The sequence below is a fragment of the Streptomyces sp. NPDC051243 genome (assembly GCF_044455405.1).
Taxonomy (GTDB): domain Bacteria; phylum Actinomycetota; class Actinomycetes; order Streptomycetales; family Streptomycetaceae; genus Streptomyces.
Window position 1 is genome coordinate 621,474 of sequence record NZ_JBITES010000003.1, and the last position, 23,987, is coordinate 645,460.

The window sequence follows — 23,987 nt, forward strand, 5'->3', positions numbered from 1 at the left end:
CGTGGCCGTCACCCGCTCCACGACCTCCCCGGCCACGACCTCCGCGAGCACGACCTCCGCGAGCACGACCTCCGCGGCCGCGCCCACCCGCTCGGCCTGGCGTGACGTACCCCGCTTCCAGGTCCGCCGTTTCGCCGAACTCGCCATGGCGGACGCCCCCGCCCTCGCCGAGGAGATCCTCAGCGAGATCCAGCGCGAGTACCCGCATCTGCCCGTCGTCCTCGACGAGTCGGGCGAGCCGATGGCCCTGGTCGGCATCCGGCGCGCGATCGAGGTCTTCGTGCAGCACCTGGAGAAGTCGGAGGGCCGCCCGACCGTCCCGCCGGGCGTCTTCCAGGACTTCGGCCGCGGCGAGGGCCTCAACGGCCGCTCCCTGGACTCCCTCCAGGCGATCTACAGGATGGGCGTACGGCTGGCCTGGCGCCGTTTCGCCGAGATCGGCCAGCGCGTCGACATCCCGCCGCCCGCGATGTACGAGCTGGTGGACGCGGGCTACGAGTACCTCGACGGCCTGGTCGACCAGTCGGTGCGCGGCTACGCGGAGGCGGCGGCGCGCCAGGCGGGCGAACGGTTACGTCTCCAACGCCGCCTGATGGAGCTGCTGCTGGCCGAGCATCACCGCGGCGACCCGGCCGACGCGCTGAGCGAGCGGGCGGCACGTATCGGGTGGCCGCTGCCCGAGAAGGTGGCCGTCGGCGTACTGCTGCGCCCGGCGCGGGAGGCGGTGGCGCCGGCCGTGGGGCAGGGGGTGCTGCTCGACATGGAGTACGAGCAGCCACGCATGGTCGTCCCCGAGCCCGACGCCGCCGGCCGCCCCGAACTGCTGCACCGGGCCCTGACCGGCTGGTCGGGCGCCATCGGCCCCCCGGTCCCGCTCGCCGACGCGGCGAAGTCGCTGCGCTGGGCCGAGGCGGCCGTACGCCTGATGGAGCGGAAGCTGCTGCCGGCCGGGGACGTCCTCTACTGCACCGAGCACACCGAGGCGCTGGTGCTCCTGCAGCCCGAGGAGCTGATCGACGACCTGGCGGTGCGCTGCCTGGCACCGCTGGAGCACTGCGGGCCCACCCACGGGCGACGGCTCGCGGAGACGTTGCTGGCGTGGCTGGAGATCAGGGGCGGGGCGCCGGAGGTGGCGGCCCGCCTGGGAGTCCATCCCCAGACGGTCCGCTATCGGCTGCGCCAGATCCGGGAGCTGTGGGGCGACGAGATGGACGACCCGGACCGGCGGTTCGAGCTGGAACTGGTGTTGCGGGCGCAGCGGTTGAGGGGGGTGCTGGGGGAGACGCCCCGGTAGGCGCCGGTACCCGCCGGTACGCGCCAGCACGCGCCGGTACGTTGCGGAAGCCGTAGAGGTCGGGGTAGGTCGATTCGACGCGGTTCCAGACCTCGCCCAGCGGCTGGACGAGGTTGGCCGGCGGATTCCACTGCTCGGCGGCCTGGGCCGGGGCCGCGGTGACGGTGGGCGCGGCGATCAGCGCGGCGATCGCGGCGAGTACGGCGCCGAGACGCGCAAGGCGGGTGCGCGTGGCGAACTCCCTTGGTGGGGGACGGGACTTCGCCCACTGGTCCCCTCCGCGGCGCCGGAGTTCGCCTGGCGTGGGGTACTTGTGTGTGACAGTCGGGTCGCGCATCGTGGTCGTATGCCTGAGAACCCGGAGTTGCACCTCTGGCTCCAGCCCGTCAAAGGGGAACCGCTGACCGTCCGGACCGCCGACTTCGCGACCCTGGACTCGGCGGTCGTGGCCCTGAACGAGGCCTTCGACGAGGGCCGCACCCTGCGCTTCGAACTGATCGCCCCGGACGACGCCGAGAACGGCTTCGCGTTGGTCAACTTCGCCCATGTGGTGGCGGTGAAGGTGTGGCCGGAAGCGGTGAAGGGCGCGGACGACGGGCAGTACCTCTGATCCGGTCAGGCGTCACGGCGGGCCGGTGTGCCCGCGTGGACCGGCCGCCGAGTGGACGCCGCGCGCAGGCGTCGGCCTCGTCGCGTCAGTCCCCAGGGCTTGAGGATCGAGATCACCGTCATGAAGACGTACGCGGACAGCGACACGATCGGCCCCATCATCAGGTCACCGGCGTCGGGTACCGCCCCGCCCGCGGCGACGGCGACCGTGGTGCTAAGGCCGGGGCGCAGGGCGAAGGTGGTGGCGGTGATCGTGGCGAGGGTGATCCAGAACTTGAGGTAGACCCAGCGGTGCCGGGCCAGCCCCCACTGCGTCCCGAGGGACAGCACGAGCCCGCTGACCAGGGTGAGGAACGCGACCGGCAGCAGGAGCCAGTCGGCGAACAGCTTCATGGCCCGTACGGACGCCTCCACGGTCGCCGCCGCGCCGGTCGTGCCGGCGGTGATCGCGAGCGCGAGCAGCCCGAGCGTGAGCCCGAGCCAGCACGCGGAGGCGAGGACATGGACGACGAGGAAGGCCCGGCGGGCGGGCCGGCTCAGCTTCCTGGCGGCGGCGGACGAAATGGAAGTCGCGGAAGTAACGGTGGGCGCGGCAGGCGCGGACGGCGTGGAAGACATGGACAACACCGTGCCGGGCAGGGACGGCGAGGGCGTCTGACGGCGGGAGTAACCCCGTGTACCCACGTCGGCGTACGCGGCGCCGCTCCGGCTGCTCCGGCGGCACCTCGCGGCGATGACTTCGGGCGATGACCTTAGGCGATGACTTCGGGCGATGACTTCGGGCGATGACTCCGGGCGTGAAACCAGGTCATCACCGGAGTAGAAGCAGAGCCGCCAACTTTCGAACAGAGGAGATCCCGATGCGGCAACCGACACCCCACCCCGCCCTGCGGCACCTGGACATCCTGGTGGGGGAGTGGGACACGTGGGCCGCCGGCCGCAGCGTCGGCCCCGTCCGGACGGAGTTCGCCTGGGCGGAGAGCGGCGCCTTCCTCGTCCAGCGCGCGGACGTCGGCCCCGAAACCGCCCTCCCCGGGGTGTGGGCCACCCACGCCCCGTTCCCCACCGTCTCCCTGACCGGCTATGACGACACCGCCGAGGAGTACACCGTCCTCTACGCCGACGGCCGCGGCGTGTCCCGTGTCTACCAGGGCAGCATGACCGACCGCACCTGGCGCCAGTGGCGCACGGCCCCCGGCTTCCACCAACGCCTCACCGCCACCGTCAGCCCCGACGGCACCACGATCGAGGGCAGCTGGGAGCAGTCACCCGACGGCGAGGAGTGGACGACGGACTTCGACGTGACGTTCGTGCGCACGGGGAAGCCGTAGAGCCGGGGACCGGCCGATGGGAGGTAGGGCGGGGGTCGTGTGGGGGCGACCCCCGTGCACTCCTAGGCGCCGGCGGGTTCCTTCGGCGCGGCCGACCGCCGTGGTGCGGGGCGGTCCAGGTGGACCACCACCGTCGTATAGAAGCGGTGCACCGCGTCGTCCACGCTGCGGATGAAGCCCGACTCGGCGTTGCCCCGGGTGCTGCCCATGCCCTTGAGGAGGGAGAGGCGGAAGCCGGTGATCCGGGTCGCGGTGCTCTTCGGGAGCAGGTCCGCCGGTTCGGGGCGGAGGCGTTCCAGGGTGCCTCGGGGGCCGCCGGTCTCGCCTTCGACCAGGGTTTCGACGTGGAGGTCGGCCGGGGCGTCGGCGAGGCGGCGGATGAGGCGTTTGACCCAGGTGAGCGGATAGCCCTGGTCGGGGGCGGGGATCTCGACGGATGTGCGGAGCCTGCCGGTGCGCAGGTCGGCGTTGATGGCCAGGACCCCGGGGGTGCCCTCGATACGGAGTTCCGCCTGGAGTCTGCCGTCCAGACACAGCTGGTCGGCGAGGAGGGCCCTGCGGGCTCCGGGATCGGTGCCGCGCTTGGCGCGCTGGACGGGCAGGACCTTCTGGCCAAGCTCGCCGCCCAGGCGGAGGCACACCTGGCGGATGAGACGCTCCCAGCTCTCGACCACCTCCAGGGCGCGCGGGTCGCCCTGGCACAGGGTCTCGTCGTCGATGCCGTTGCGCACGGGCACCCACGCCGAGCCCATGTTCTGGAAGCCGTGGCAACCGGAGTTCTCGTGCTGGAGGTAGTGCAGCAGTTCCTGGAGCAGCCAGGCGTGCGCCGCGTTTCCGACTCCCTCGTGCCGGATCAACATCTGTGCCTGGTGGGCGACTTCGGCCCAGGACAGATGCCAGAGCGCCACCTTGTGCTTACGGCGCCCGTCGATCTTGACGTCGACGAGCTGGCTGCCCTCCAGCGCGACGTCGTTCGACAGCGTGATCACGGCCTCGTAGCCGCGCCGTGCGGCGATGTCCATGTACGCCTGGACCTGGTCGGCCTTGAGGGAGTTGCCGTTCGTCTTGGTCTCCACCAGTGCCGTCCACAGTTTGCCGGCGCGCTCGACGCGGATCACTCCGTCGGGACGGCGCGGTGTGTCGCCGTGTGGCAGGGAGACCTCGGCGAATGTCTCCATACGGCCCGCGGGTGCGCCGAAGGGCGCGGTGAGCCGTCGGCCGAACTCCGGCACCTGTGCCATCACCGACAGCAGCACCGAGGTCGCGCGCATCTCCCGGTCACGGTCGCTCTTGAGGACGGAGACCGGGAAGAGCCGGGCCTCCTTCCAGGACTCGTTCTCCGCCAGCGACTTCCTGGTCACCTTGGGCAGCGTGACCTTCTTCTTCGCCGTACGCGGCCGCGCGGCCGGCTGCTTGTCCGGCCCGGCCTCGGCGGTGTCCGGTCGGCGGGGAGCCGGGATGGCTTCCAGCGTCGCCGGTGAGGTGCTCGCGGGCGCGGGCGCCGCCGGTGCGGTGGGTGCGGACGCCGGATACGGCTGACTGGCGCTGACCGCCGAGCCCGGTGTCTCCGCGGTGGACACGTCCTCCCCCTCGGTGAGCGCCTCCACCCCGGCCCGCGCTTCCGCCTCGGCCGCGTCGTCCTCGATGTCCACCCCGAAGTCCGTCGCCAGCCCCGCCAGCCCGGAGGCGTACCCCTGCCCGACGGCACGGAACTTCCAGTCCTCGCCACGCCGGTACAGCTCCCCGAAGATGACCGCGCTCACCTCTGCGGCGTCGTCGACGGCGAAACGGAGGAGGTTCTCGCCGGCCGCGTCGGCCAGCCTCACCTGCAGGTCCTCCAGCTCCCCGAAGCGGGCTGAGCCGTACCGGCTCGCGGCCACGACGATCCGGTCGACATCGCCCGGGACCGCCGTGAGGTCGAAGCAGATCCGGTCCTCGTTGCCGTCCTCCGTCGGCGTCTTCCCCAGCAACTGCACGCTGCCGTCGGCGGCCACCGGGTTGTTGTAGAAGTAGAAGTCGTCGTCGCTGCGGACCTTGCCGTCGGCGTCCAGCAGGAGGACGGACACGTCGGCGTCGCCCTCACCGGTCGGGCTGCCCCAGCCCAGACTGACGATCACCGAGCCGACGTCCTCGCTCAGGGCTGTCAGCGCAACGTTCGAGCCCTTGACCATTTCGTGCATGGAACCCCCCATTCACACCCCCAATTGCTCACCCGAGGGCATGCGCATGCACCCGCCCCAGGCGTCTCCCCGTGCGGCAGAGTGTGACCTGCCGCACGCGGGCAACGGTACTGGCCGTGGATCGCGTCCGAGGAGCTTTCGGGCTGGTCCGCGCGGGGCCATTGCCGGGGCAAACTCAATTTGAGTAGCCTGTGTTCGTCATTCCGATCGGCTGTTGAAATCTCGAACACAGCCTGACATCAAGGGAGGGGGCCGGACGTGGGACGCCTCGTACCAGCCGTGACCCGGGCTCTCGACATTCTCGAGCTCTTCCTCGACGGGGACGGCACACTCTCCGCCCCCGACATCGTGCGCAAGCTCCAGCTGCCGCGCACCACCGTCCACGAGCTGGTGACCACGCTCGCCGCCCGGTCGTACATCGTCCAGGTGCCGGGTCAGCCGGGACGTTACCGGCTCGGGGTGCGGCCTTACCAGCTCGGCAGCCGGTACGCCGAGCAGCTCGACCTCGCGGCCGAGGGGCAGCAGGTCGCCCGGTCCGTCGCCGAGACCTGCGACGAGACCGTGCACGTGGCCATTCTCGAGGGCACCGACGTCATCTACATCGCCAAGGTCGACTCGACGCACGCGGTGCGGATGGTCTCCGCCGCCGGGCGCCGGCTGCCCGCGCACTGCACCTCCGTCGGCAAGATGCTGCTTGCCTCCCTTCCCGAGCAGGAGCTCACCGCACGTGTCCCCGACAGTGCCGAGCTCGTCGCCATGACACCCAACAGCATCACCGACCCCGGCGCGCTGCGCGAGGCCCTTGCCGGGATCCGGGAGCGGGGGATCGCCGTCGAGAGCCGGGAGTCCAACCCGGACGTGTCCTGCGTGGCCGCGCCGGTGCGGGACCGTACCGGGCAGGTCGTCGCCGCCCTCTCCATCTCCGTGCCCATGATCCGCTGGAGCGACGAGCGCCGCGCCGAGCTGGAGCAGCTGGCCGCCAAGGGTGCCGCCGAGCTGTCGGAGCGGCTCGGACACCGGAGCGTGGCGTGACGGCGCGGCAGTACGAGGTCGCCGTGCGGGCCGAGGCCGAGCTCGGCGAGGGCCCGACCTGGGACGCGGACAGCGGGCGACTGCTGTGGATCGACATCCTGGGAGCGAGGATCCACACTTACGACCCCGTCTGCGGGCGTCGCTCCGTCCGTACGACCCCGCAGCACGTCGGCGCCGTCAAGCCGCGTGCCGGCGGCGGCCTCGTGCTGAACCTCCGGGACGGCGTCGGCCTGCTGGACGCGGACGGCGGCTTCCGCTGGCTGCGTCACGAGCCCGTCCCCGGCCGCCGTGCCAACGACGCCGCCGTCGCTCCCGACGGTTCCCTGTGGGCCGGCACCATGCGCTACGACGAGGCGCCGGGCGGCGGCACCCTGTCCCGGCTCACCGGTGACGGCTCGGTCGAGGTGATCCTCGACGACGTGGCGGTGAGCAACGGCACGGGGTGGAGCCCGGACGGACGGCTCATGTACTACATCGACTCGCCGACCCGTCGTATCGACGTCTTCGACCACGAGGGCGGGCGGGTCGCGAACCGGCGGCCGTTCGTCACGATCGAGGACGGCGCCGGGTTCCCCGACGGGCTGACGGTGGACGCCGAGGGGTGCGTGTGGGTGGCCCTGTGGGAGGGCGCGGCCGTACGCCGCTACACACCGGCCGGCGAGCTGGACCGGGTGATCCCGCTTCCGGTGCCCAGGGTCACCGCGTGCGCGTTCGCCGGACCGGACCTGACCGACCTTTACATCACGACGGCCCGAGTGGGACTGGCCTCGCCGCCCCCGCTGTCGGGGTCGTTGTTCGTGGTGCCGGGGGCCGGGAAGGGGCTGGCCCAACCGGCGTTCGCCGGCTGACCTGGTGCCGGTTCGCGAGACTGGCGGGGGGCTGGAGGCTGGTTCGGGAGACTGGCGGGTGGCTGGAGGCTGGTTCGGGAGACGGGGGGCTGGAGGCCGGTCCGGGAGACGCGGCTGACCTGGAGCCGCCTTCGGCTCAGCGTCCGGTCCGGCCCAGCCGCCTCAGCGTCCGGTCCGGCCCAGCCCCCTCAGCTCCCCGTCCGATCCAGCCCTCGCAACACCGCCCGCTCCGCCTCCGTCAACGGCGCCCCCGCCGCCGGCGGCAGCGGGGGTCCGCTCAGTGTCGCCAGTACCGTCGACGGTCGTAGCAGTCGCGTCGGGCCCGTCGTCATGCTCGTCACGTCCCAGACCGCCGACGCCGCGGTGAAGGAGCCGGTCGCCGTGCGGATCATGCGGCGGGTGTAGGCGGTGACCAGGCGGTCCGCCACCCCGGGTGAGCCGCCCCGGGTGCCGGGGAACCAGACGTCCTGGCTGACCGCCATCGTCCACGCCGCCTCCACCGACCCGGCCGCCGCCCGCTGCACCCGCCGGGCCAGGCCGGCCCCGGTCAGAGGGGAGCGCCGCAGCTCCCGGCTCAGGACCCCCGCGCCCATCGCCGCCACCGACATGCCCTGCCCGTACGCCGGGTTGAAGGTGGCCAGCGCGTCGCCGAGGACGACGAGGCGTTCGGGCCAGTGACGGGTCTTCTCCAGGTAGCGGCGGTGGTTGCTGGTGCTGCGGCTGACATGGACGTCGGTGAGCGGCTCGGCACCGGAGACCAGCCGGCCCACGATGGGGTCGGGCAGGTCCAGGGCGTAGCGCAGGAAGGCCTCCGGGTCCGACGGGGGTTCGCCGCCGCCGCGGGTGCCGGCGAGGCTCACCATCCAGCGGTCGCCCTCGATCGGCAGCATCATCCCGCTGCGACCGGGACGGCCCAGGTACGGATTGGCCTGCACGATGGTCAGGGGGAAGTGTTCGGCGCCCTCAGGGGTGCGGTAGAGGCGCGTGGCGTTCACCAGGCCGGCGTCCACAGTCTTCTCGCGGACATCCGAAATGCCGAGCTCGGCAAGCCATTTGACGATCCGTGAGCCACGGCCGCTCGCGTCCACCACGAAATCGGCCGAGAGTTCCTCCTCCCCGGCGGGAGTCGAGATCCGCACTCCCGTGACCCGCTGCCGGGACCCCGTCAGTTCCAGGGCCTGCGCCCGGCGGATCCGCACCCCGGTGTGGGCCCGCACGGCGTCTCGCACCGCCCAGTCCAGCAGCGCCCGCGTGCACGTCAGCATCCGCGGGCCGGTGTGGCGCCAGCGCCGGAACCAGCCCTCGGGGGTGAGGGCGACCATGCCGGAACCGAGCGGTATCTCGTGCGCGCCGGCCGCCAGCAGATGCTCGCGGATGCTCACGCCCGGCACCAGGTCCTCCATCGCGGCCAGGCCCCCGGCCATGAGGAGATGGGCGTGGCGTCCCTGCGGCAGGCCCTTGCGGTGCTCCGGCCCGTCGGGCAGCTCGTCGCGGTCGAGTACGACCACTTCGTCGGCGACGGTGGACAAGGCCGCCGCGGCCAGCATCCCGGCCAGGCCGGCACCGATGACGACAGCTCTACGCGACATGCCTCTCCTCGCACTCAGCGGCCACGAAGCCTGACGGCCGACCGGCTCGACATGTCGACCGCGGTTCGGCAGCGCCCTTTCAGGGGCGCGGCACTGCGGTGCACATGCGGCTTCGCCGCGCATGCGCGACCAGCCACCGACGGACCCTCGGACGATCGACGGCCTAGAAGGATCTCACCGTACCTTCACGCACCGTGGCCGCGGCAGCGGTTCGCCCCAGTGCCTGCGCCAGCTCCACCAGCCCGCCCGTGCCGGCCACCTCCGTGGCGTGCAGACGAGAGGTGCTCGGCGTCCGCAGCGGCTCCTCCCGCGCCGCCGCCCGGTGCGCCGCGGCCAGGAGCATGGCCGCCTCCGCGTCGATCCGCGCCTCGTGGGCGGAGCGGCCGTCGTCCAGGGCGGCCGACAGCGCCCGCTCGCGCACCCGGTCGTCGAAATACGGCGCCAGCGCCAACAGGGCGTCATGAATGGCGACTTCGCGTCGGTGCAGGCGCTCCCCGGGCAGCTGCCACCAGGAGGCGGGCGGCTTGGGGGCCGTCGACACGAACTCCACCCGCAGCCACAGCGGGTCCAGCCGCCGGTAGTCACGCAGCCCGCGCCAGTGCCCCACGGCCGCCGGCAGCAGCCTCGGCAGCACGAAGCCGGCGGAGCAGATCAGCGCGGCCAGCGACGCCATGGGCGGGGCGACAGTGGTGGACAGGAAGTCCAGGTCGTGGCCCGTCCAACGGGCCACGACGGCCGTGTACTTGGTCAGCTGGAATCCCACCAGGTCCAGCAGCGCGCCGGCGACGATCAGCCACAGGCCGGTCCTGAGCAGCCCGGTGACCTCCCGGCCCCACCGCACGCACACCACGCACATCGCCACCATGACCGCGGTGTGCCCGAGCAGGTAGAGCACGATCATCTCGCGCATGAAGGGCGTGTCGGCGTAGTACGTGTCGAGGTCGGTCAGCCGCTCCACCCGCGCGTCGGCCAGCGCGAACAGCACGACGACGGCCACGATCAGCGGGCCGTACACGGCGATCGCGCGCAGCACCAGCCGCCGTACCCGCTCCCGCGACCCGCCCCGCCAGTTGATCAGCAGGATCAGCAGCGAGCAGCTGTACGCCGAGAGCAGACCGTAGGTCAGCGGGGCGCCGAAGTTCGGGATGCCGGTGAGGTCGTTGACGGCGGCGAGGGTCATCGGCGCCGAGCACACGAACACCACCGCGCCGAGCGCGATCGCCACGCACGTGGAGACGGTCAGCGGGTTTCTCAGGGCCGACGGCCTCCCGTCCGCCGTACGCGGCCGCCGGAACAGCACCGCGGCGGACAGCGCGAGGGCACCGGCCGCCAGATAGACGACGAGACTCATACGGGGGAGCTCCGTTCCGCCGCCATCGCCCTCGCCCCGGACCCGGTCGTCCCGGCTGTCCGGACCAGCGGCGAGGTGGCCAGCGCGTCCGCGATGCGCACCAGTGCGTCCGTGCCGGGCGCCCGCTCCTGGAACCACCGCGACTCACCGTCGGACGCGGGCCGCCGAACCGGGACATCGCCCGCGAGTGACGCCTCGCCCCGGGCCGCCGTCGCGATCACCACCGCCCAGGCCGTCGCCGCCGCCTGCTCGGGGGCGCCCGTCTCGTGCAGCGCGGCCCGAAGCGTCTCGTCGTACAACTCCCGGTCGACGTACGCGTCCAGATGGCTGAGTCCGTTGTGGATGCTCGTCCGGCGCCAGATCAGCAGGGTGGTGGGGGACGCCCAGCGCGGGTGCGGCAGACGCAGGGAGCGGCGGGCGAGGACGCCGTCCAGTTCGCGTTCCAGGGGTGCGAGGCGTACATACGTCCGCCAGGCCCGCCGCCACTCCGTCAGCCGGGGGCCGGCCAGCGGCAGCAGGACGCCCGCGACCACCAGCAGGGCGCCCAGAGCGGCCGCCGACCGGGCGACCTCGGCGTCGAGCGCGGACCAGTCGAGCCCGGACCAGCGGGCGACCACGGCGACGAGCTTGGACACACTGAATCCGGTACCGCACACGGCGCCCACGCCCAGCGTGACCAGTCCCGCGCGCAGCCAGCCACGCACCTCGCGGGCCCAGCGCAGGGCCGACACCGCAGTGACGGTGACGGCCGTGAGATGCCCGGCCAGATACAGCACGATCATCTCGCGCAGATACGGCGTGGTCGCGTAGTAGGTGTCCAGGTCGGTACGCCGCTCCACCGGGGCCTCGCCCAGCACGAACAGCGTCGCGATGCCGAGGACGACCCCGCAGTAGGCGAGCACCCAGCGGCGGATGGTCCGGTGCGCGCCCGGTCCGCCGCGCCAGACGGCGACCAGGATCTGGGAGGCGGCGCTGTAGGCGGTGATCGCCACATACGTCAGCGGCGCCGCCAGGTTGGGGACGCCGCTGAGCCGGTTGACGGCGCCGACCGTGGGCGGGGCGCCGAGGAAGAAGCACAGGCCCGCCAGGCCCAGCACCGCGCAGATGGTGCGCAGGGAGGGGTCGTGCCGGTGGCGGATGAGGTCCGGGGCCTTCACCAGCAGACCGAGCCAGAGCACCGCGCAGCTGACGTAGCTGACCAGGCCGCTCATCTGTGGGTCCCGCGGTAGTTGAGCGCGGCGCCGATGCGTCCGGCGATGCCCTGGGCGTCGCCTCCGTCGGCGGCGTACACGGAATCCGCCGAGGCCTCCAGCCAGGTGCGCAGCCGACGGCCCATCAGCATGCCGAAGCGGTCGGCCTCCTGTTCGTCGGCGAGGGTGAAGTCGGAGCGGGCGGCGGCCTGGTGACCGGCCGCGCTGTCGCGTTGCTGGTGCATGTGCCACACCTCGTGGCAGAAGATCACGATCTGGTGCCATACGGCGGCCCGCTTGTCGACGATGACGTCGTCGTGGGTCTCGCGCTCCAGCCACAGCCCGCTGGCGGTGTGCGGCGGGAAGATCTCCCGGTGGACGACGATCGGGCGCCCGCGCCACTGGACGGCTGAGTCCACGACCGCCTGGAAAAGGGTCTCGGGGTCCGCGGGGATCGGCACACGGATGGGGCCGATGAGGGCGTCGGCGAGACGACGCATCTCCCTGTTCGTACGCACGCTGCTCCCCGTGGCCGCTGGACCTTTCGACCCTGCGCAATATGCCAACCATCCCTGTGCCTCAACCACCTTCGGAGTCGATGGAGGGCCAGGGATGGCCGAAAAACGCGGGCTGCTCGGCTGTCAGACGTCGTCCTCGTCGGCCGGGTTCCGCTCCGTGATCATCTCGGCCCATTCGGCCAGCGCCCGCAGCTTGCGCGGCGACATGTGCGGTGCGCGTCTGGCCAGCCGGTAGAAGCCGGGGGTGCGCAGCGGGGCGAGCGGGTCCGCCTTCGCCTCCAGGTCCCGCAGCACCGGCTGGAGAGCGGTGTGCAGGGCCTCCGCCTCGTCCGCGGTGAAGAAGCCGGCGGGCAGGCCGAAGTGACGGCGGATCCGGTCGGCGTGCTCCAGGCTGGGCAGTCCGCTCCTGCGCCATTCGCTCAGCCACTGCCTGCTCGTCCCGGCGATCCTGGCCAGTTCGTCCAGCGAGTACCGCTTGCCGTCGGGGCGGCGCCGGGTCTCGCGTACGAAGTCCAGCCGCTGCCGGACACGGTCGCTCAGGCTCGTCTCCGGCACGCTCCGGCCCGCCAGCAGGGCGGCGACCGTTTCGGTGGGTATGCCGGTGCGGTACGACAGGTCGGCCACGTCCAGCACCTCGGCCAACCGGGGGCCCGGCTGCCCGGTCAGCTCCTCGAGGCGCTGACGCAGTTCGGCAAGGGATGCGGGCGCGTCTCTCACCGAGTTCTCCCTGGTTCTCCTGGGCGCGGGCGCAGGTGCTCTGCGGACGGGGTCGACGGGAGAGTATCGGGTCGCTCCGGTCACGGCCAGCGGAAAGGCAGGGATACCTGCCCTATTCCGCAGGGATGGTTGACAGTTGGGGTCACGGCGGGCAATGATCACGTCACAGAAAGCCGCATTCCGCTTCTGTGGACGCGACTTGCGAACTCCGGCCGCGCACCCGCCTCTTGACGCGGCCGGACCAGGCCGAGGTGGCTCGACGGGGGACGCGAGCACTGCCGGCTCGCCACGAGCGAGCCCGCCTCGGCCCGCTCCGGACACTCCGGGTGCCGCCGTCGGGGGAGCGGCGCCCGGGGTTCCGGCGCGTGAATCACCGGGCCGCGCGAACTCTCAAAGCCTGCCCGCGAGCCCCTGCGCCGCGACGCCCGTCCTGCGGGTGGACGCGGTCCTCGGGCGGATGTGCTCGGACCATGTGATGGGCAACCGCTCCGCGTGGATCGACCACATCGGCGAACTCACCGTCACCAAAGGAACGTTGATCCATCTGGAGGTCGGCTGACTGCCTGACGGCCACGCTCCCCGTCTGGCTGTGGCCGTCGGCCACCGGCCAGTCGGGCCCCAAGCTCCGTGCACCCGAGGCGGCAGACCGGTGGACATGGCTGATCGTCACTGCCCACACCCAGCTCGAACGTGACTGGATCAGACCATCAAGAACAAGCGGAAGCACGCTGCTTCTGGGTCGTCAACGTGATGTGCGACACCGTTGACCAGCATGATCGACCCACACATGATCCTCACAGCTTCTTTGTAATGAAAAGTTAAGGGGATGGGTGGGGCGTGGTTACGCGAAGACGGGGGCGCGGCTGGCGTCAGGCGGCGCGGAGCGGGGCGATGGCCATCACGCTCCTGGGGAGTGCGGTTCCGGTGGTGGGGGTCGGGGCGACTCCGGCACTCGCCGACGACGGGACGGTCTCGGTAGCGGCTGACAAAACCCCGGAGTCGGAGGCGAGTGCTCTCGCGGCGGAGACCGGTCAGCGGGTCGCCGTGGACGGGTCAACCACCGAGTCGTCGAAGGTCTTCGCCAACCCGGACGGCACCTTCACGCAGGAGACGAACGCGGCTCCAGTGCGCGCGCAGAAGGACGACGGCACCTGGGCCCCCATTGACACCGCTCTCGTGCGCGAGGCCGACGGCTCCGTGCGGGCCAAGAACACGACGGCCGATCTCACCTTCTCCGGCGGCGGCAGCGGGGACGGACTGGTCACGCTGAAGGACGAGGGGCACAAGCTGCAGCTCGGCTGGCCCACCGCGCTCCCCGAGCCCCACCTCGACGGCGCCAGCGCCACCTACGTCGGCGTTCTGCCAGATGTCGACCTGAAACTGACGGCGCTGAGCTCGGGTTACACCTCGGTGCTTGTGGTCAAGAGCGCTGAAGCGGCGAAGAATCCGGCGCTCGCGACGATCAGCATGACCGTGTCGAGCGGCGGCTTGGACATCGCCCCGACGGCTGATGGCGGTTTTGTCGCGCGTGACGGCGACGGCAGTCCTGTCTTCGAGAGCCCGGCGGGGCGGATGTGGGACTCGGCCGGCGACACACCGGCCACCGCCACCGCAACAGACGGCGTCACCACGCAACTCGCCCGCAGTGCTCCTTTGGCGGAGGGTGAGCCGCAGGTGACGGAGGCGGACCCGGTGCCCGCCGCAGAGGGCGAGCCGGCGCCGTCGGAGGGCCCTGGCGGCGGTGACGCGGCGGCCGAGCTCCCGCTCAAGGTCACCGACACCACCCTGGAGATCACACCCGATCCGGCCTTGCTCCGCGGTGAGGACACCGTCTTCCCGCTCTACATCGACCCGCCGACCAAGGGCATCGCGCTCGGTGACTGGACGGCCCTGGCCTCCAACGGCACCAAGTACTGGGAGTTCGACGGGGACAAGGGAGTGGGGCGCTGCTCGAACTACGCGGGCTACCTGTGCTCCTACAGCCCGTACACCCAGCGCATGTACTTCGAGTACCCGCTGTCGTCGATCCACGGGAAGAAGATCCTGGACGCGACGATGGAGGTGTACCAGGTGTGGACGTTCACCTGCGAGCCGCACTGGTACGACCTGAGCCGCGTGGACAAGGGCATCTCCTCGAGCACTACTTGGTCGTCCCGTCCGACCGGCGTGGACCTGATGGGTGACCGGTACGTGGCCTATGGGCGCGGCTCCCTGTGCGACCCGTCGCAGCCGGCGAACTGGGTGCGCTTCAGCGACAACGTGGGCGAGGAGACCAACGAGAACCTGACGACCACTCTGGCCTCCTACGCCTCGAAGAAGGAACCGCAGATCACCTTCTCGCTGACCGCGCACGACGAGTCCGACGCTGCCGCGTGGGCGCGGTTCCGCAACGACGCCAAGCTGTCGGTGACTTACGTGTCCTATCCGGGCACGCCGACCTCGTACGGTGTCCAGCAGGGCTCGACCGGCCGGGCCTGCAACGCCTCCACGCAGCCCTTCGCCACCAGTGTCACCACGCCGAAGATGCTGGCCACGGTGCAGTCCGCCGACGGATCCAACTCCCAGCTGCGCGCCATGTTCGAGGTGTGGAAGGCCGACGGCTCCAGCCGTGCCTGGTACGAGGCCTCCCCCGACGGTGCCTGGGTGACCGACAACGCCCCCCGCACCGCGACGACCGACGCGCTGCCCGCGCAGACGGACTACCGGATGCGGGTCAAGACGCAGGCGTACTACAAGACGGACCGGGGCGCCACTGGTGTCCTGGACTCGCCGTGGTCGTCCTGGTGCTACTTCCGGGTCGACACGGACTGGCCGCCGCCTCCGGTGGTGACCAGCGCGGACGGCATCTACAAGCCGGCCGAGACCGACCCGGCCGCGGGCGGGGTGGGTGTGCCGGGCAAGTTCACCTTCACGCCCGGGGACGCCAGCCTCACCCAGGCCGGTATCCAGTCGGACGTCGTCAGCTACAAGTACAAGCTCAACAGCGGCGTGGTGTCCGATCCGATCCCCGTCGCCAAGGGCGCCTCCCACACCAGGTCGATCACGCCGAACCAGCCTGGTGAGAACACCATCCAGGTCTGGGGCTTCGACGCGGCCGGCCACAGCTCGCTCACCGGCTACTACAGCTTCCTCGTCAAGGGCGCCGAACAGCCATCGGGGATCTGGCACCTGGACAACGCCCTCACCGACGCCACCACCGCGACCCAGCACCCGCTGACCTCCTCGGGGGCCACCTGGGACACCCTGTCCCGCACCGGTCCGGGCGCAGCCAAGCTCAACGGCACGACCGCGTATCTGTCCACTTCCGGCGCGGTGCTGGACACGACCAAGTCCTTCACTGTGTCGGCCTGGGTGCGTCTGGCGAAGAAGGACGTCAACCACACCGTGCTGTCCCAGGCGGGAACGAACGCCTCCGGGTTCCAGCTGTACTACTCCAGCGCCTACAACACCTGGATCTTCAACCGCCACCAGACGGATGTCGCCGATCCCGCGATCGTCCGCTCGATCGGCACCAAGCCGCCGGTCCTGAATGTCTGGACCCACCTGACCGGCGTCTACGATGCCGCCGAGCAGACCCTCCAGCTCTACGTCAATGGCGTCCCGCAGGGCAAGCCGGTGCCGTTCACGGCCACTCCGTGGAAGGCGTCCGGGAATCTGCAGGTCGGGCGGCTGTGGCACGCTGCGACCGGCAAGGAGAACTTCGCCGGGACCATCGACGAGGTGAAGGTCTGGTCCCGGGCGCTGGCGGACACCGAGGTCGCCCACGACGCCTGGCTGGAGGACGAGGACCTCAGCGACGGCACCGCCGGCGATCCGGTCCCCGCGCTCGTCGCCAAGTGGGACGCCACGGACATGGCCAACGCGACTGGCACCACGGTGAAGGACACCAGCGGCTTCGGCCGGAACCTCACACTCAACGGGGCCGCCCTGACCCAGGTCACCACCGGTGACCCGGAGATCGGTGAAGAGGTCACCACCAGTCAGACGATGTCCCTGAACGGCACCAGCGCCTATGCCACCGCCACGGGCCCGGTCGTCGACGACGCCGGTTCGTTCACCGCGACCGCCTGGGTGACGCTGGACCCGGCCAAGCTCGCCGACACCAGCAAGTCGTACGCGGTGCAGGTGTTCGGCCAGTCGGGGACGAGCCAGTCCTCCTGGGGCGTCTGGTACGAGCAGCCGACCGGCAGCACCCAGGGACGGTGGACGTTCGGCCGTCCCGACAAGGACGGTACCGGAGCGGTCTGGACCGAAAGCGAGTCCACGGCGTTCACCACGGCCCAGCTGGGCGTCCCCGTCATGCTCACGGTCGTCTACGACGCCCAGGCGGCAGCCGATCCCGACAACACCTCCAAGCTCGGCGGACTCAAGCTCTACGTCGACAGCGCTCTGATGGGCGACGAGGACGGCGTGTCGTACTCCGCCCCCTGGCAGGGCGGCGCAGCGTTCGAGATCGGCCGGGCGAAGATCAACGGCGCTGCCGCGCGCTACTTCCCCGGAACGATCGACAGCGTCCGCGTCTGGGCCGGAGCCACCTCCACCGACACCATCGCCAACCGGCGCAACACCGAGCAGCAGTAGGACCGGGCGGGGCAGGGCGGGCTCGTTGCCTGCCCTGCCCCGCCTTCATCGCGCTCTCCGTTGTGGCCGAGCACGCCGTGCCTGCGCCGGGACGCGCCCTCGAGAGTCGGCGTTCAGGTGCAACTCCGCTGCCCGAGCGCTACCTGACCATTTCCATTTCCGAGAACCGGGAAATCACGTGTCTCCAAGACCCTTCCGCAAACGGCTGCCAGGGGCGGTCATGCGCCGCTGGCTCGGCCGTGGCGCGGTCGTCGCCTCCCTTTCCCTCCTGCCACAAGTCGTGATCCCGTTGGGCTACGACTTCGCCGCGCAGGCCCAGCCCCAGGCTGCCCGTAAGAATCTGGAAGACCGTCCCGAGGCGAAGACCGACAAGGTGGGCGTGCTCAAGCCCGGCACGTCCAAGGCCCCGAAGGACAAGGCCGCAGCGGCGTCACGGAAGACCCGTGAGCGGATGAAGGAAGCTGCCTGGCCCAAGGCCGGGAAGGCGACCGCCGAGGTGGCGGCGACCCGCAAGGCCGCTGTCACCGTGGGCGGGCTCGACTTGACACTGGCCCAGGAGCCCCCTGCCTCATCAACCAAGTCTTCGAAGGCCAAGGCGAAGGCAACCGGTCCAGCCGAGAAGGTGGCGCTGCGCGTCCACTCCCGGTCGACCGCGAAGAAGGCAGGTGTCAACGGTGTCCTGGTCACCGTCGACCCGGCGGGAGCCGCAAAAGGCTCGGCCGGTGACGGCGACAAGCTCCGGGTCTCTTTGGACTACTCCTCCTTCAAGGATGTCTACGGCGGCAACTTCGGTCCCAGACTGCGCCTGGTGACGCTCCCGGCATGTGCGTTGACCACCCCGGAGAAGAAGTCCTGCCGCGCCCAACGTCCCGTGGCTGGGGCGGACAACGACGCGGAGTCCCAGAAGGTCACGGGCACCGTCTCCGCCCCCAGCCTGAAGGCCGGCACTCCGATGCTGCTGGCGGCGTCCGCAGACAGTTCGGGAAGCGGAAGCGACTTCAGTGCCACGCCGCTGTCCCCGACCGCGACCTGGGAGGCCGGCGGCAGCACGGGTGACTTCACCTGGAACTACCCGCTGCGCGTTCCGCCGGCCACGGCCGGCCCGTCCCCGAACCTGTCGATCTCCTATGACTCCGCCTCGGTGGACGGTCGCACGGCCGGAGAGAACAACCAGACCTCCGTGATCGGCGAAGGCTTCTCGATCACGGAGTCCTACATCGAGCGCAAGTACGCCTCCTGCAAGGACGACGGCCACACCAGCAAGGGCGACCAGTGCTGGAAGTACGCCAACGCCACCCTCGTCCTCAACGGCAAGGCCGTCGAGCTGGTCAACACCTGCGCCGACAAGGCCGCCTGCGACAGCGCCGCACTGTCCCAGGCGTCCGGCGGTTCGTGGAAGGTGAAGAACGAGGACGGCACCCGCGTCGAGCATCTGACCGGCGCCACCGGCAACGGCGACGACAACACCGAGTACTGGAAGGTGACCGGCCCCGACGGCGTCCAGTACTTCTTCGGCAAGCACCGCCTGCCCGGGTGGAGCAACAAGGGCACCACGGACACCAGCGACGACGACCCGGTCACCAACTCGGTGTGGACCGTCCCGGTCTTCGGCGACGACTCCGGCGAACCCTGCTACAAGTCCACCGGCTTCGCCGACTCCTTCTGCACCCAGGCCTGGCGCTGGAACCTCGACTACGTTGTGGACACGCACGGCAACGCCTCCACCTACTGGTACGGCCGGGAGACGAACTACTACTCCAAGAACGCCGACACCACCGTCAACGGCACCGGCTACACCCGCGGCGGCTACCTCAACCGCATCGACTACGGCCTGCGCAATGACCTGCTCTACACCAAGCCCGCCTCCCAGCAGGTCCGCTTCACCTACGCCGAGCGCTGCGTCGTCTCGGGCGGCTGCTCCAGCCTGACCGAGAGCACCAAGGCCAACTGGCCCGACGTGCCCTTCGACATGATCTGCGCGGCCAACACCAAGTGCACCACCCAGATCGGCCCGTCCTTCTTCACCCGCAAGCGCCTCACCGACATCACCACCTCCGTGTGGACCGGCACCGGCACCACCCGGCGGGACGTCGACACCTGGCACCTGGAGCAGAGCTTCCCCGACACCGGTGACGCCTCATCGCCGAGCCTGTGGCTGAAGTCCATCCAGAACACCGGCAAGGCCAACACCACCACGGCCGCCATGCCGCCCATCATCTTCGGCGGCATCCAGATGGCCAACCACGTCGAGGGCAGCGGCCCGGACACCCTGCGCTACATCAAGTGGCGGGTGAACACCATCAAGTCCGAAACCGGCTCGACCCTCACGGTCAACTACTCGGATCCGGACTGCATCTGGGGCACCAGCATGCCGGCGGCGGTCGACAAGAACACCCGCCGCTGCTTCCCCGTCAAGTGGTCCCAGTCCGGGGCGACCCCGGTCACCGACTGGTTCCACAAGTACGTGGTCACCGCCGTCCTCCAGGACGACCCCTATGGCCACGCCGACGCCGGCGAGACGTACTACGACTACCAGGACGGCGCCGGCTGGGCCTATGCCGACGACGAGGGCCTGACCAAGTCGTCCAACCGCACCTGGTCGCAGTGGCGCGGCTACCGCAAGGTCGTGGAGACCTCCGGCAACTCCGAGGGCCCGCGCAGCAAGAAGTCCACCCTCTACATGCGCGGTCTGAACGGGGAGAAGGAGCTCGACGGCACCGCGCGGGTGGAGAAGGTCACCGACTCCACCGGCACCGATGTCGACGACTCCCGCCAGTACGCCGGTTTCGTCCGCGAGACCATCGTCTACAACGGCACCGAAGAAGTCAGCGGCACCATCAACACCCCCTGGTCCCACAAGACCGGCAGCCACACGTACAGCTGGGGCACCACAGAGGCGTGGATCGTCCAGGCCGGCGAGGTGACCACCCGCACTACGACCCCTGCGGGCGCCCGCACGGTCAAGCAGAAGACGACATACGACCCCACGTACGGCATGCCGATCACCGTGGAGGACAGCGGCGACACCGCCAAGACCGGCGACGAGACCTGTACGCGCAGGACCTATGCGCGCAACACCTCGGACTGGATAGTCTCCCTCGCCTCCCGTGTCGAGACCTACGGCGTCTCCTGCGTGACGATCCCGGCGGTCCCCGGCGATGTGATCTCTGACATCACCACGGCCTACGACGGTCAGGCGGTCGGGGTGGCCCCCACGAAGGGCGACGTAACCGCCTCCTACCGGGTGGCGAGCTACGACCCGGTGACCAAGGCGCCCGTCTACCAGAAGGTCTCCGGTTCCACCTACGACAAGTTGGGCCGCGCGGTCACCGCGACCAACGCCCTGAATCGCACGGTCCGCACCACCTACGTCCCCGACGACACCGGCTATGGCCCGGTGACGTCCAAGACCACCACCGACCCCAAGCTGTACACCACCACCACCGAGGTGGACCCGGCCTGGGGCACGGCCACCAAGACCACCGACGCCAACGGCAACATCACCGAGTGGTCCTTCGACGCGCTCGGCCGTTTGCGGTCGATCTGGAAGCCGGACCGCTCCCGCGCGCTCGGCGACGCCGCCACCACCGTCTACGCCTACAGCGTCAACAACGACAAGGAGACGTGGGTCCGCACCGACGCCCTCAAGGCCGACGGACAGACCTACAACAGCTCGTACGAGATCTTCGACAGCCTGCTGCGCTCCCGCCAGAAGCAGGTCCCCGCGCCGAACGGCGGCCGGGTGATCTCCGAAACTCTCTACGACGACCGTGGCCTGGCCTACATCAAGAACGAGCAGGTCCACGACAACCTCGCGCCGTCGGGCACGCTGGCGAACACCTTCCCCGGTTCCGTTCCGGGCTCCACCGAGACGGTGTTCGACGCCGCCGGCCGCGCCACCGACTCGATCTTCCGGGTCTACGGCCAGGAGAAGTGGCGCACCAAGACGGCGGAGCAGGGCGACCGCACCGCCGTCACCGCAGCCGAGGGCGGCACCGGCACACTGACGATCACCGACGCCCGTGGCCGGGTCACCGAGCGCCGCGAGTACGGCGGCCCCGTCCCGACCGGCACCAACTACACCCGCACCCTGTACGAGTACACACCCGGCGGCCAGATCAAGAAGATGACCGGGCCCGACGGAGCCGTCTGGACGTACGGCTACGATCTGCGCGGGCGGCAGGAGTACGCCGTCGACCCCGACAAGGGCCGCACCGACACCACCTACAACGACGCCGACCAGCCGGTGACGGTCACCACCACCCTCGACGGCGCTTCTCGCACCCTCATCACCGACTATGACGAGCTCGGGCGCAAGTCCGGCACCTGGGACGGGGTGAAGGACAGCGCCCACCAGCTGACCAAGTTCACCTACGACACTCTGGCCAAGGGACAGCCGACCGCCGCGATCCGGTACGTCGGCGGCACCACCGGCAAGATCTACTCCCAGGTCGTCACCGGCTACGACGCGCTCGGCCGCCCCAAGGGCACCAAGACGGTCATCGCCGCGACCGACCCCCTGGTCGCCGCCGGCGCACCGCAGAGCTTCACCACGTTGACGACCTACAGGATCGACGGCACCGTCCAGTCCACCTCGATGCCTGCGGTTGCCGGCCTGCCCGCCGAGACTGTCACGAACAGCTACAACGGCCTGGGCATGCTCACCGGCACCGACGGCATGACCGACTACGTCCAGAACATCGGCTACTCCCCGTTCGGTGAGATCGAGGAGACCCGGCTGGGCACCTCCACGGGGGCCAAGCAGTTCCAGATCCTCAACCGCTATGAGGCCGGCACCCGCCGCCTGGCCAACACCCACACCGTCGACCAGACCAACGCCGGCTACACCAGCGACGTCGACTACGTCTACGACGCCACCGGCAACGTCAAGTCGATCACGGACAGCGCCAACGGCAAGGACACCCAGTGCTTCGCCTACGACGGCTACCGCCGCCTGACCGAAGCCTGGACCCCGTCCTCCAACGACTGCGCCACCGCCCGATCCGCGGCCGCGCTCGGCGGCCCGGCCCCGTACTGGACCAGCTGGACCTACAAGCCCGGCGGCCTGCGCGACACCCAGACCGAGCACAAGGCCGGCGGTGTGGACACCACAACGGCCTACGGCTACCCCGCCGTCAACGCCAACGGCACCGGCCAGCCCCATACGATGACCTCGGTCACCGTCAACGGCGGCACGGCGAAGTCCTACACCTACGACGAGCAGGGCAACACCACGAAGCGCTACGGCCCCACCGGCACCGCGCAGGGCCTCGTCTGGGACATCGAAGGAGAACTCACCCGTCTCACCGAAGGCACCAAGACCACCGACTACCTCTACGACGCCAACGGCGACCTTCTGATCCGCCGCGGCCCCGGCAAGACCGTCCTCTACCTGGCTGGTCAGGAACTCCACTACGACACGGCCGCCAACAAGTTCACCGCCCAGCGCTACTACCCGGCCGGTGACGCCACCGCCGTCCGCACCGAGAGCGGCCTGTCGTGGATGGTCGACGACCATCACGGCACTGCCTCCATGACGGTCGACGCCACCACGCAGGCCGTCACCCGCCGCTACACCAAGCCCTTCGGCGAGGCGCGCGGCGCGACGCCGTCGGCCTGGCCCGACGACAAGGGCTTCCTCGGCAAACCCGCCGACGGCGACACGGGGCTCACCCACATCGGCGCCCGCGAGTACGACCCGGCCACCGGACGCTTCCTGTCCGTCGACCCCGTCCTCGCCCCCGACGACCATGAGTCCCTGAACGGCTACGTCTACGCCAACAACACACCCGTCACCAAGTCCGACCCGACCGGCCTGAGGCCGATCACGGACTGCGAGAACGGGTGCAGCGACGGCAAGGGCGGCACCTACCGGTCCTACATGACGATGGGCCCCAACGGGACCTGGGTCTACCACTCCACGCAGACCTACACGGTGCCCGTGTATGTCGGCGGATACGGCGGAGTCTTCACCGTCACCGTGAACAACGACGGCGGCAAGATCTCTCACAAAGTCACCTTCAAGAAGGGCCCCCAGCCGAAGCCGGACCTGAAGGAAGGGGAGGAGCAGTTCGACGAGATGGAGGGCTACATGTTCGACGAGCTGACGAAGAACGCTCGGTCCTCCGAGGTCAAGACGATGCAGGGACTTCTGCGCCCGTGGGCCTGGTACGACGGGCTGTCCGGGAGGAGTCAAGGGAGAGACCAGGCCGCCGCCCTGTCCATCTGGTTCGGAAAGGTCTGTCCCAAGGTGTGCGAATGGGACCACAAGCCGAAGCTCGAAAAGAAGTTCAACCTCCCCGAAGAGGGCTACTTCACCGACGTTCCGGGGACCGACTACCAAGTCTTCTACGATATGTGGTCGAACATTCACTACGGCTATGTGGGCCGGGCCGCAGGATTTGATACGAACACGCTCATCGAAGGAGCCTCGGTCGGTGACTCTCTCCTTGTCGGAGAGGACGACATGGGGGACCAGCTGACAATGCAGGCCGGCATCGATCTGTTTGACCGGCACGGGCTTGGGCTGACCAGGGAACAGTTCCACTCCGCAGTGATCGACACGGTCGAGGAAATGTACGCGAAGGGAGTGGACCAGGTGAAGAAGAAGTAGAAGAAGCAGCAGAAGCAGCAGAAATAGCGGAATTTCACCTTCGGGGTCCGGCTCGCTCTTCGCGCAGCGAGTCGGGCCCCTCGGGGGTTTGGAAATATTTCTTCGCACCAGGTGCGGGTACAGTTGCGAGCGGA

14 protein-coding genes and 1 pseudogene are annotated in these 23,987 nt (G+C 70.2%); 8 read left to right on the forward strand and 7 right to left on the reverse strand.

The features are described from left to right. Nucleotide 1: 1 nt before the first annotated feature. Nucleotides 2-1,294 carry a helix-turn-helix domain-containing protein gene (locus tag ACIBAG_RS10075; protein WP_399103030.1) on the forward strand — a complete coding sequence of 431 codons (1,293 nt, stop codon included), beginning with the start codon at nt 2-4 and terminating at the stop codon, nt 1,292-1,294. Nucleotides 1,295-1,640: 346 nt separating this feature from the next. Then, nucleotides 1,641-1,904 (forward strand): hypothetical protein, encoded by a 264-nt coding sequence (locus tag ACIBAG_RS10080; protein ID WP_399103033.1) that lies wholly within the window; start codon nt 1,641-1,643, stop codon nt 1,902-1,904. Nucleotides 1,905-1,909: 5 nt separating this feature from the next. On the opposite strand, the gene ACIBAG_RS10085 is transcribed toward ACIBAG_RS10080, so the two are convergent. Further along, a complete protein-coding gene (locus tag ACIBAG_RS10085; RefSeq protein ID WP_399103036.1) occupies nt 1,910-2,521 on the reverse strand; it encodes a DUF2269 domain-containing protein in 612 nt (203 codons plus the stop codon). 242 nt (nt 2,522-2,763) lie between these two features. Between ACIBAG_RS10085 and ACIBAG_RS10090 the strand changes: the two genes are divergently transcribed. Next, nucleotides 2,764-3,234: a hypothetical protein gene (locus ACIBAG_RS10090; protein ID WP_399103038.1), complete on the forward strand. Its 471-nt coding sequence runs from the start codon at nt 2,764-2,766 to the stop codon at nt 3,232-3,234. A gap of 62 nt (nt 3,235-3,296) precedes the next feature. Here the strand turns inward: ACIBAG_RS10090 and ACIBAG_RS10095 are convergent, their stop codons facing one another. Beyond that, complete coding sequence (locus ACIBAG_RS10095; RefSeq protein ID WP_399103040.1) at nt 3,297-5,414, reverse strand: TerD family protein; 2,118 nt, start codon at nt 5,412-5,414, stop codon at nt 3,297-3,299. Between the two features lie 258 nt (nt 5,415-5,672). On the opposite strand from ACIBAG_RS10095, the gene ACIBAG_RS10100 reads away from it, so the two are divergent. Together ACIBAG_RS10100 and ACIBAG_RS10105 are read left to right on the forward strand one after the other, a co-directional pair. After that, complete coding sequence (locus ACIBAG_RS10100) at nt 5,673-6,446, forward strand: IclR family transcriptional regulator (RefSeq protein WP_399103042.1); 774 nt, start codon at nt 5,673-5,675, stop codon at nt 6,444-6,446. Next, nucleotides 6,443-7,294, forward strand: a complete 852-nt coding sequence (locus ACIBAG_RS10105) for an SMP-30/gluconolactonase/LRE family protein (protein ID WP_399103044.1) — start codon at nt 6,443-6,445, stop codon at nt 7,292-7,294. Before ACIBAG_RS10100 ends, ACIBAG_RS10105 begins: the two co-directional genes overlap by 4 nt. Before the next feature lie 188 nt (nt 7,295-7,482). On the opposite strand, the gene ACIBAG_RS10110 is transcribed toward ACIBAG_RS10105, so the two are convergent. From ACIBAG_RS10110 to ACIBAG_RS10130, 5 genes are all read right to left on the reverse strand, one after another. Continuing rightward, on the reverse strand, nt 7,483-8,883 hold the full coding sequence (locus ACIBAG_RS10110; RefSeq protein WP_399103046.1) for an FAD-dependent oxidoreductase: 1,401 nt from the start codon (nt 8,881-8,883) through the stop codon (nt 7,483-7,485). Between the two features lie 163 nt (nt 8,884-9,046). Next, nucleotides 9,047-10,234: an MAB_1171c family putative transporter gene (locus ACIBAG_RS10115; RefSeq protein WP_399103048.1), complete on the reverse strand. Its 1,188-nt coding sequence runs from the start codon at nt 10,232-10,234 to the stop codon at nt 9,047-9,049. Then, a complete protein-coding gene (locus ACIBAG_RS10120) occupies nt 10,231-11,445 on the reverse strand; it encodes an MAB_1171c family putative transporter (RefSeq protein WP_399103051.1) in 1,215 nt (404 codons plus the stop codon). The genes ACIBAG_RS10115 and ACIBAG_RS10120 overlap by 4 nt, the downstream gene beginning before the upstream one ends. After that, nucleotides 11,442-11,942: a toxin gene (locus tag ACIBAG_RS10125; RefSeq protein WP_399103053.1), complete on the reverse strand. Its 501-nt coding sequence runs from the start codon at nt 11,940-11,942 to the stop codon at nt 11,442-11,444. The genes ACIBAG_RS10120 and ACIBAG_RS10125 overlap by 4 nt, the downstream gene beginning before the upstream one ends. 123 nt (nt 11,943-12,065) lie before the next feature. Beyond that, on the reverse strand, nt 12,066-12,659 hold the full coding sequence (locus ACIBAG_RS10130) for an XRE family transcriptional regulator (RefSeq protein ID WP_399103055.1): 594 nt from the start codon (nt 12,657-12,659) through the stop codon (nt 12,066-12,068). Between the two features lie 484 nt (nt 12,660-13,143). On the opposite strand from ACIBAG_RS10130, the pseudogene ACIBAG_RS10135 reads away from it, so the two are divergent. The 3 genes and pseudogenes from ACIBAG_RS10135 to ACIBAG_RS10145 form a co-directional block, all read left to right on the forward strand. Then, a pseudogene (locus ACIBAG_RS10135) lies at nt 13,144-13,366 on the forward strand (transposase); the annotation flags it as partial. 184 nt (nt 13,367-13,550) lie between these two features. Beyond that, complete coding sequence (locus tag ACIBAG_RS10140) at nt 13,551-17,240, forward strand: LamG-like jellyroll fold domain-containing protein (RefSeq protein WP_399103058.1); 3,690 nt, start codon at nt 13,551-13,553, stop codon at nt 17,238-17,240. Between the two features lie 220 nt (nt 17,241-17,460). Beyond that, a complete protein-coding gene (locus ACIBAG_RS10145; RefSeq protein ID WP_399103062.1) occupies nt 17,461-23,853 on the forward strand; it encodes an RHS repeat-associated core domain-containing protein in 6,393 nt (2,130 codons plus the stop codon). The last annotated feature ends 134 nt before the right edge of the window (nt 23,854-23,987 follow it).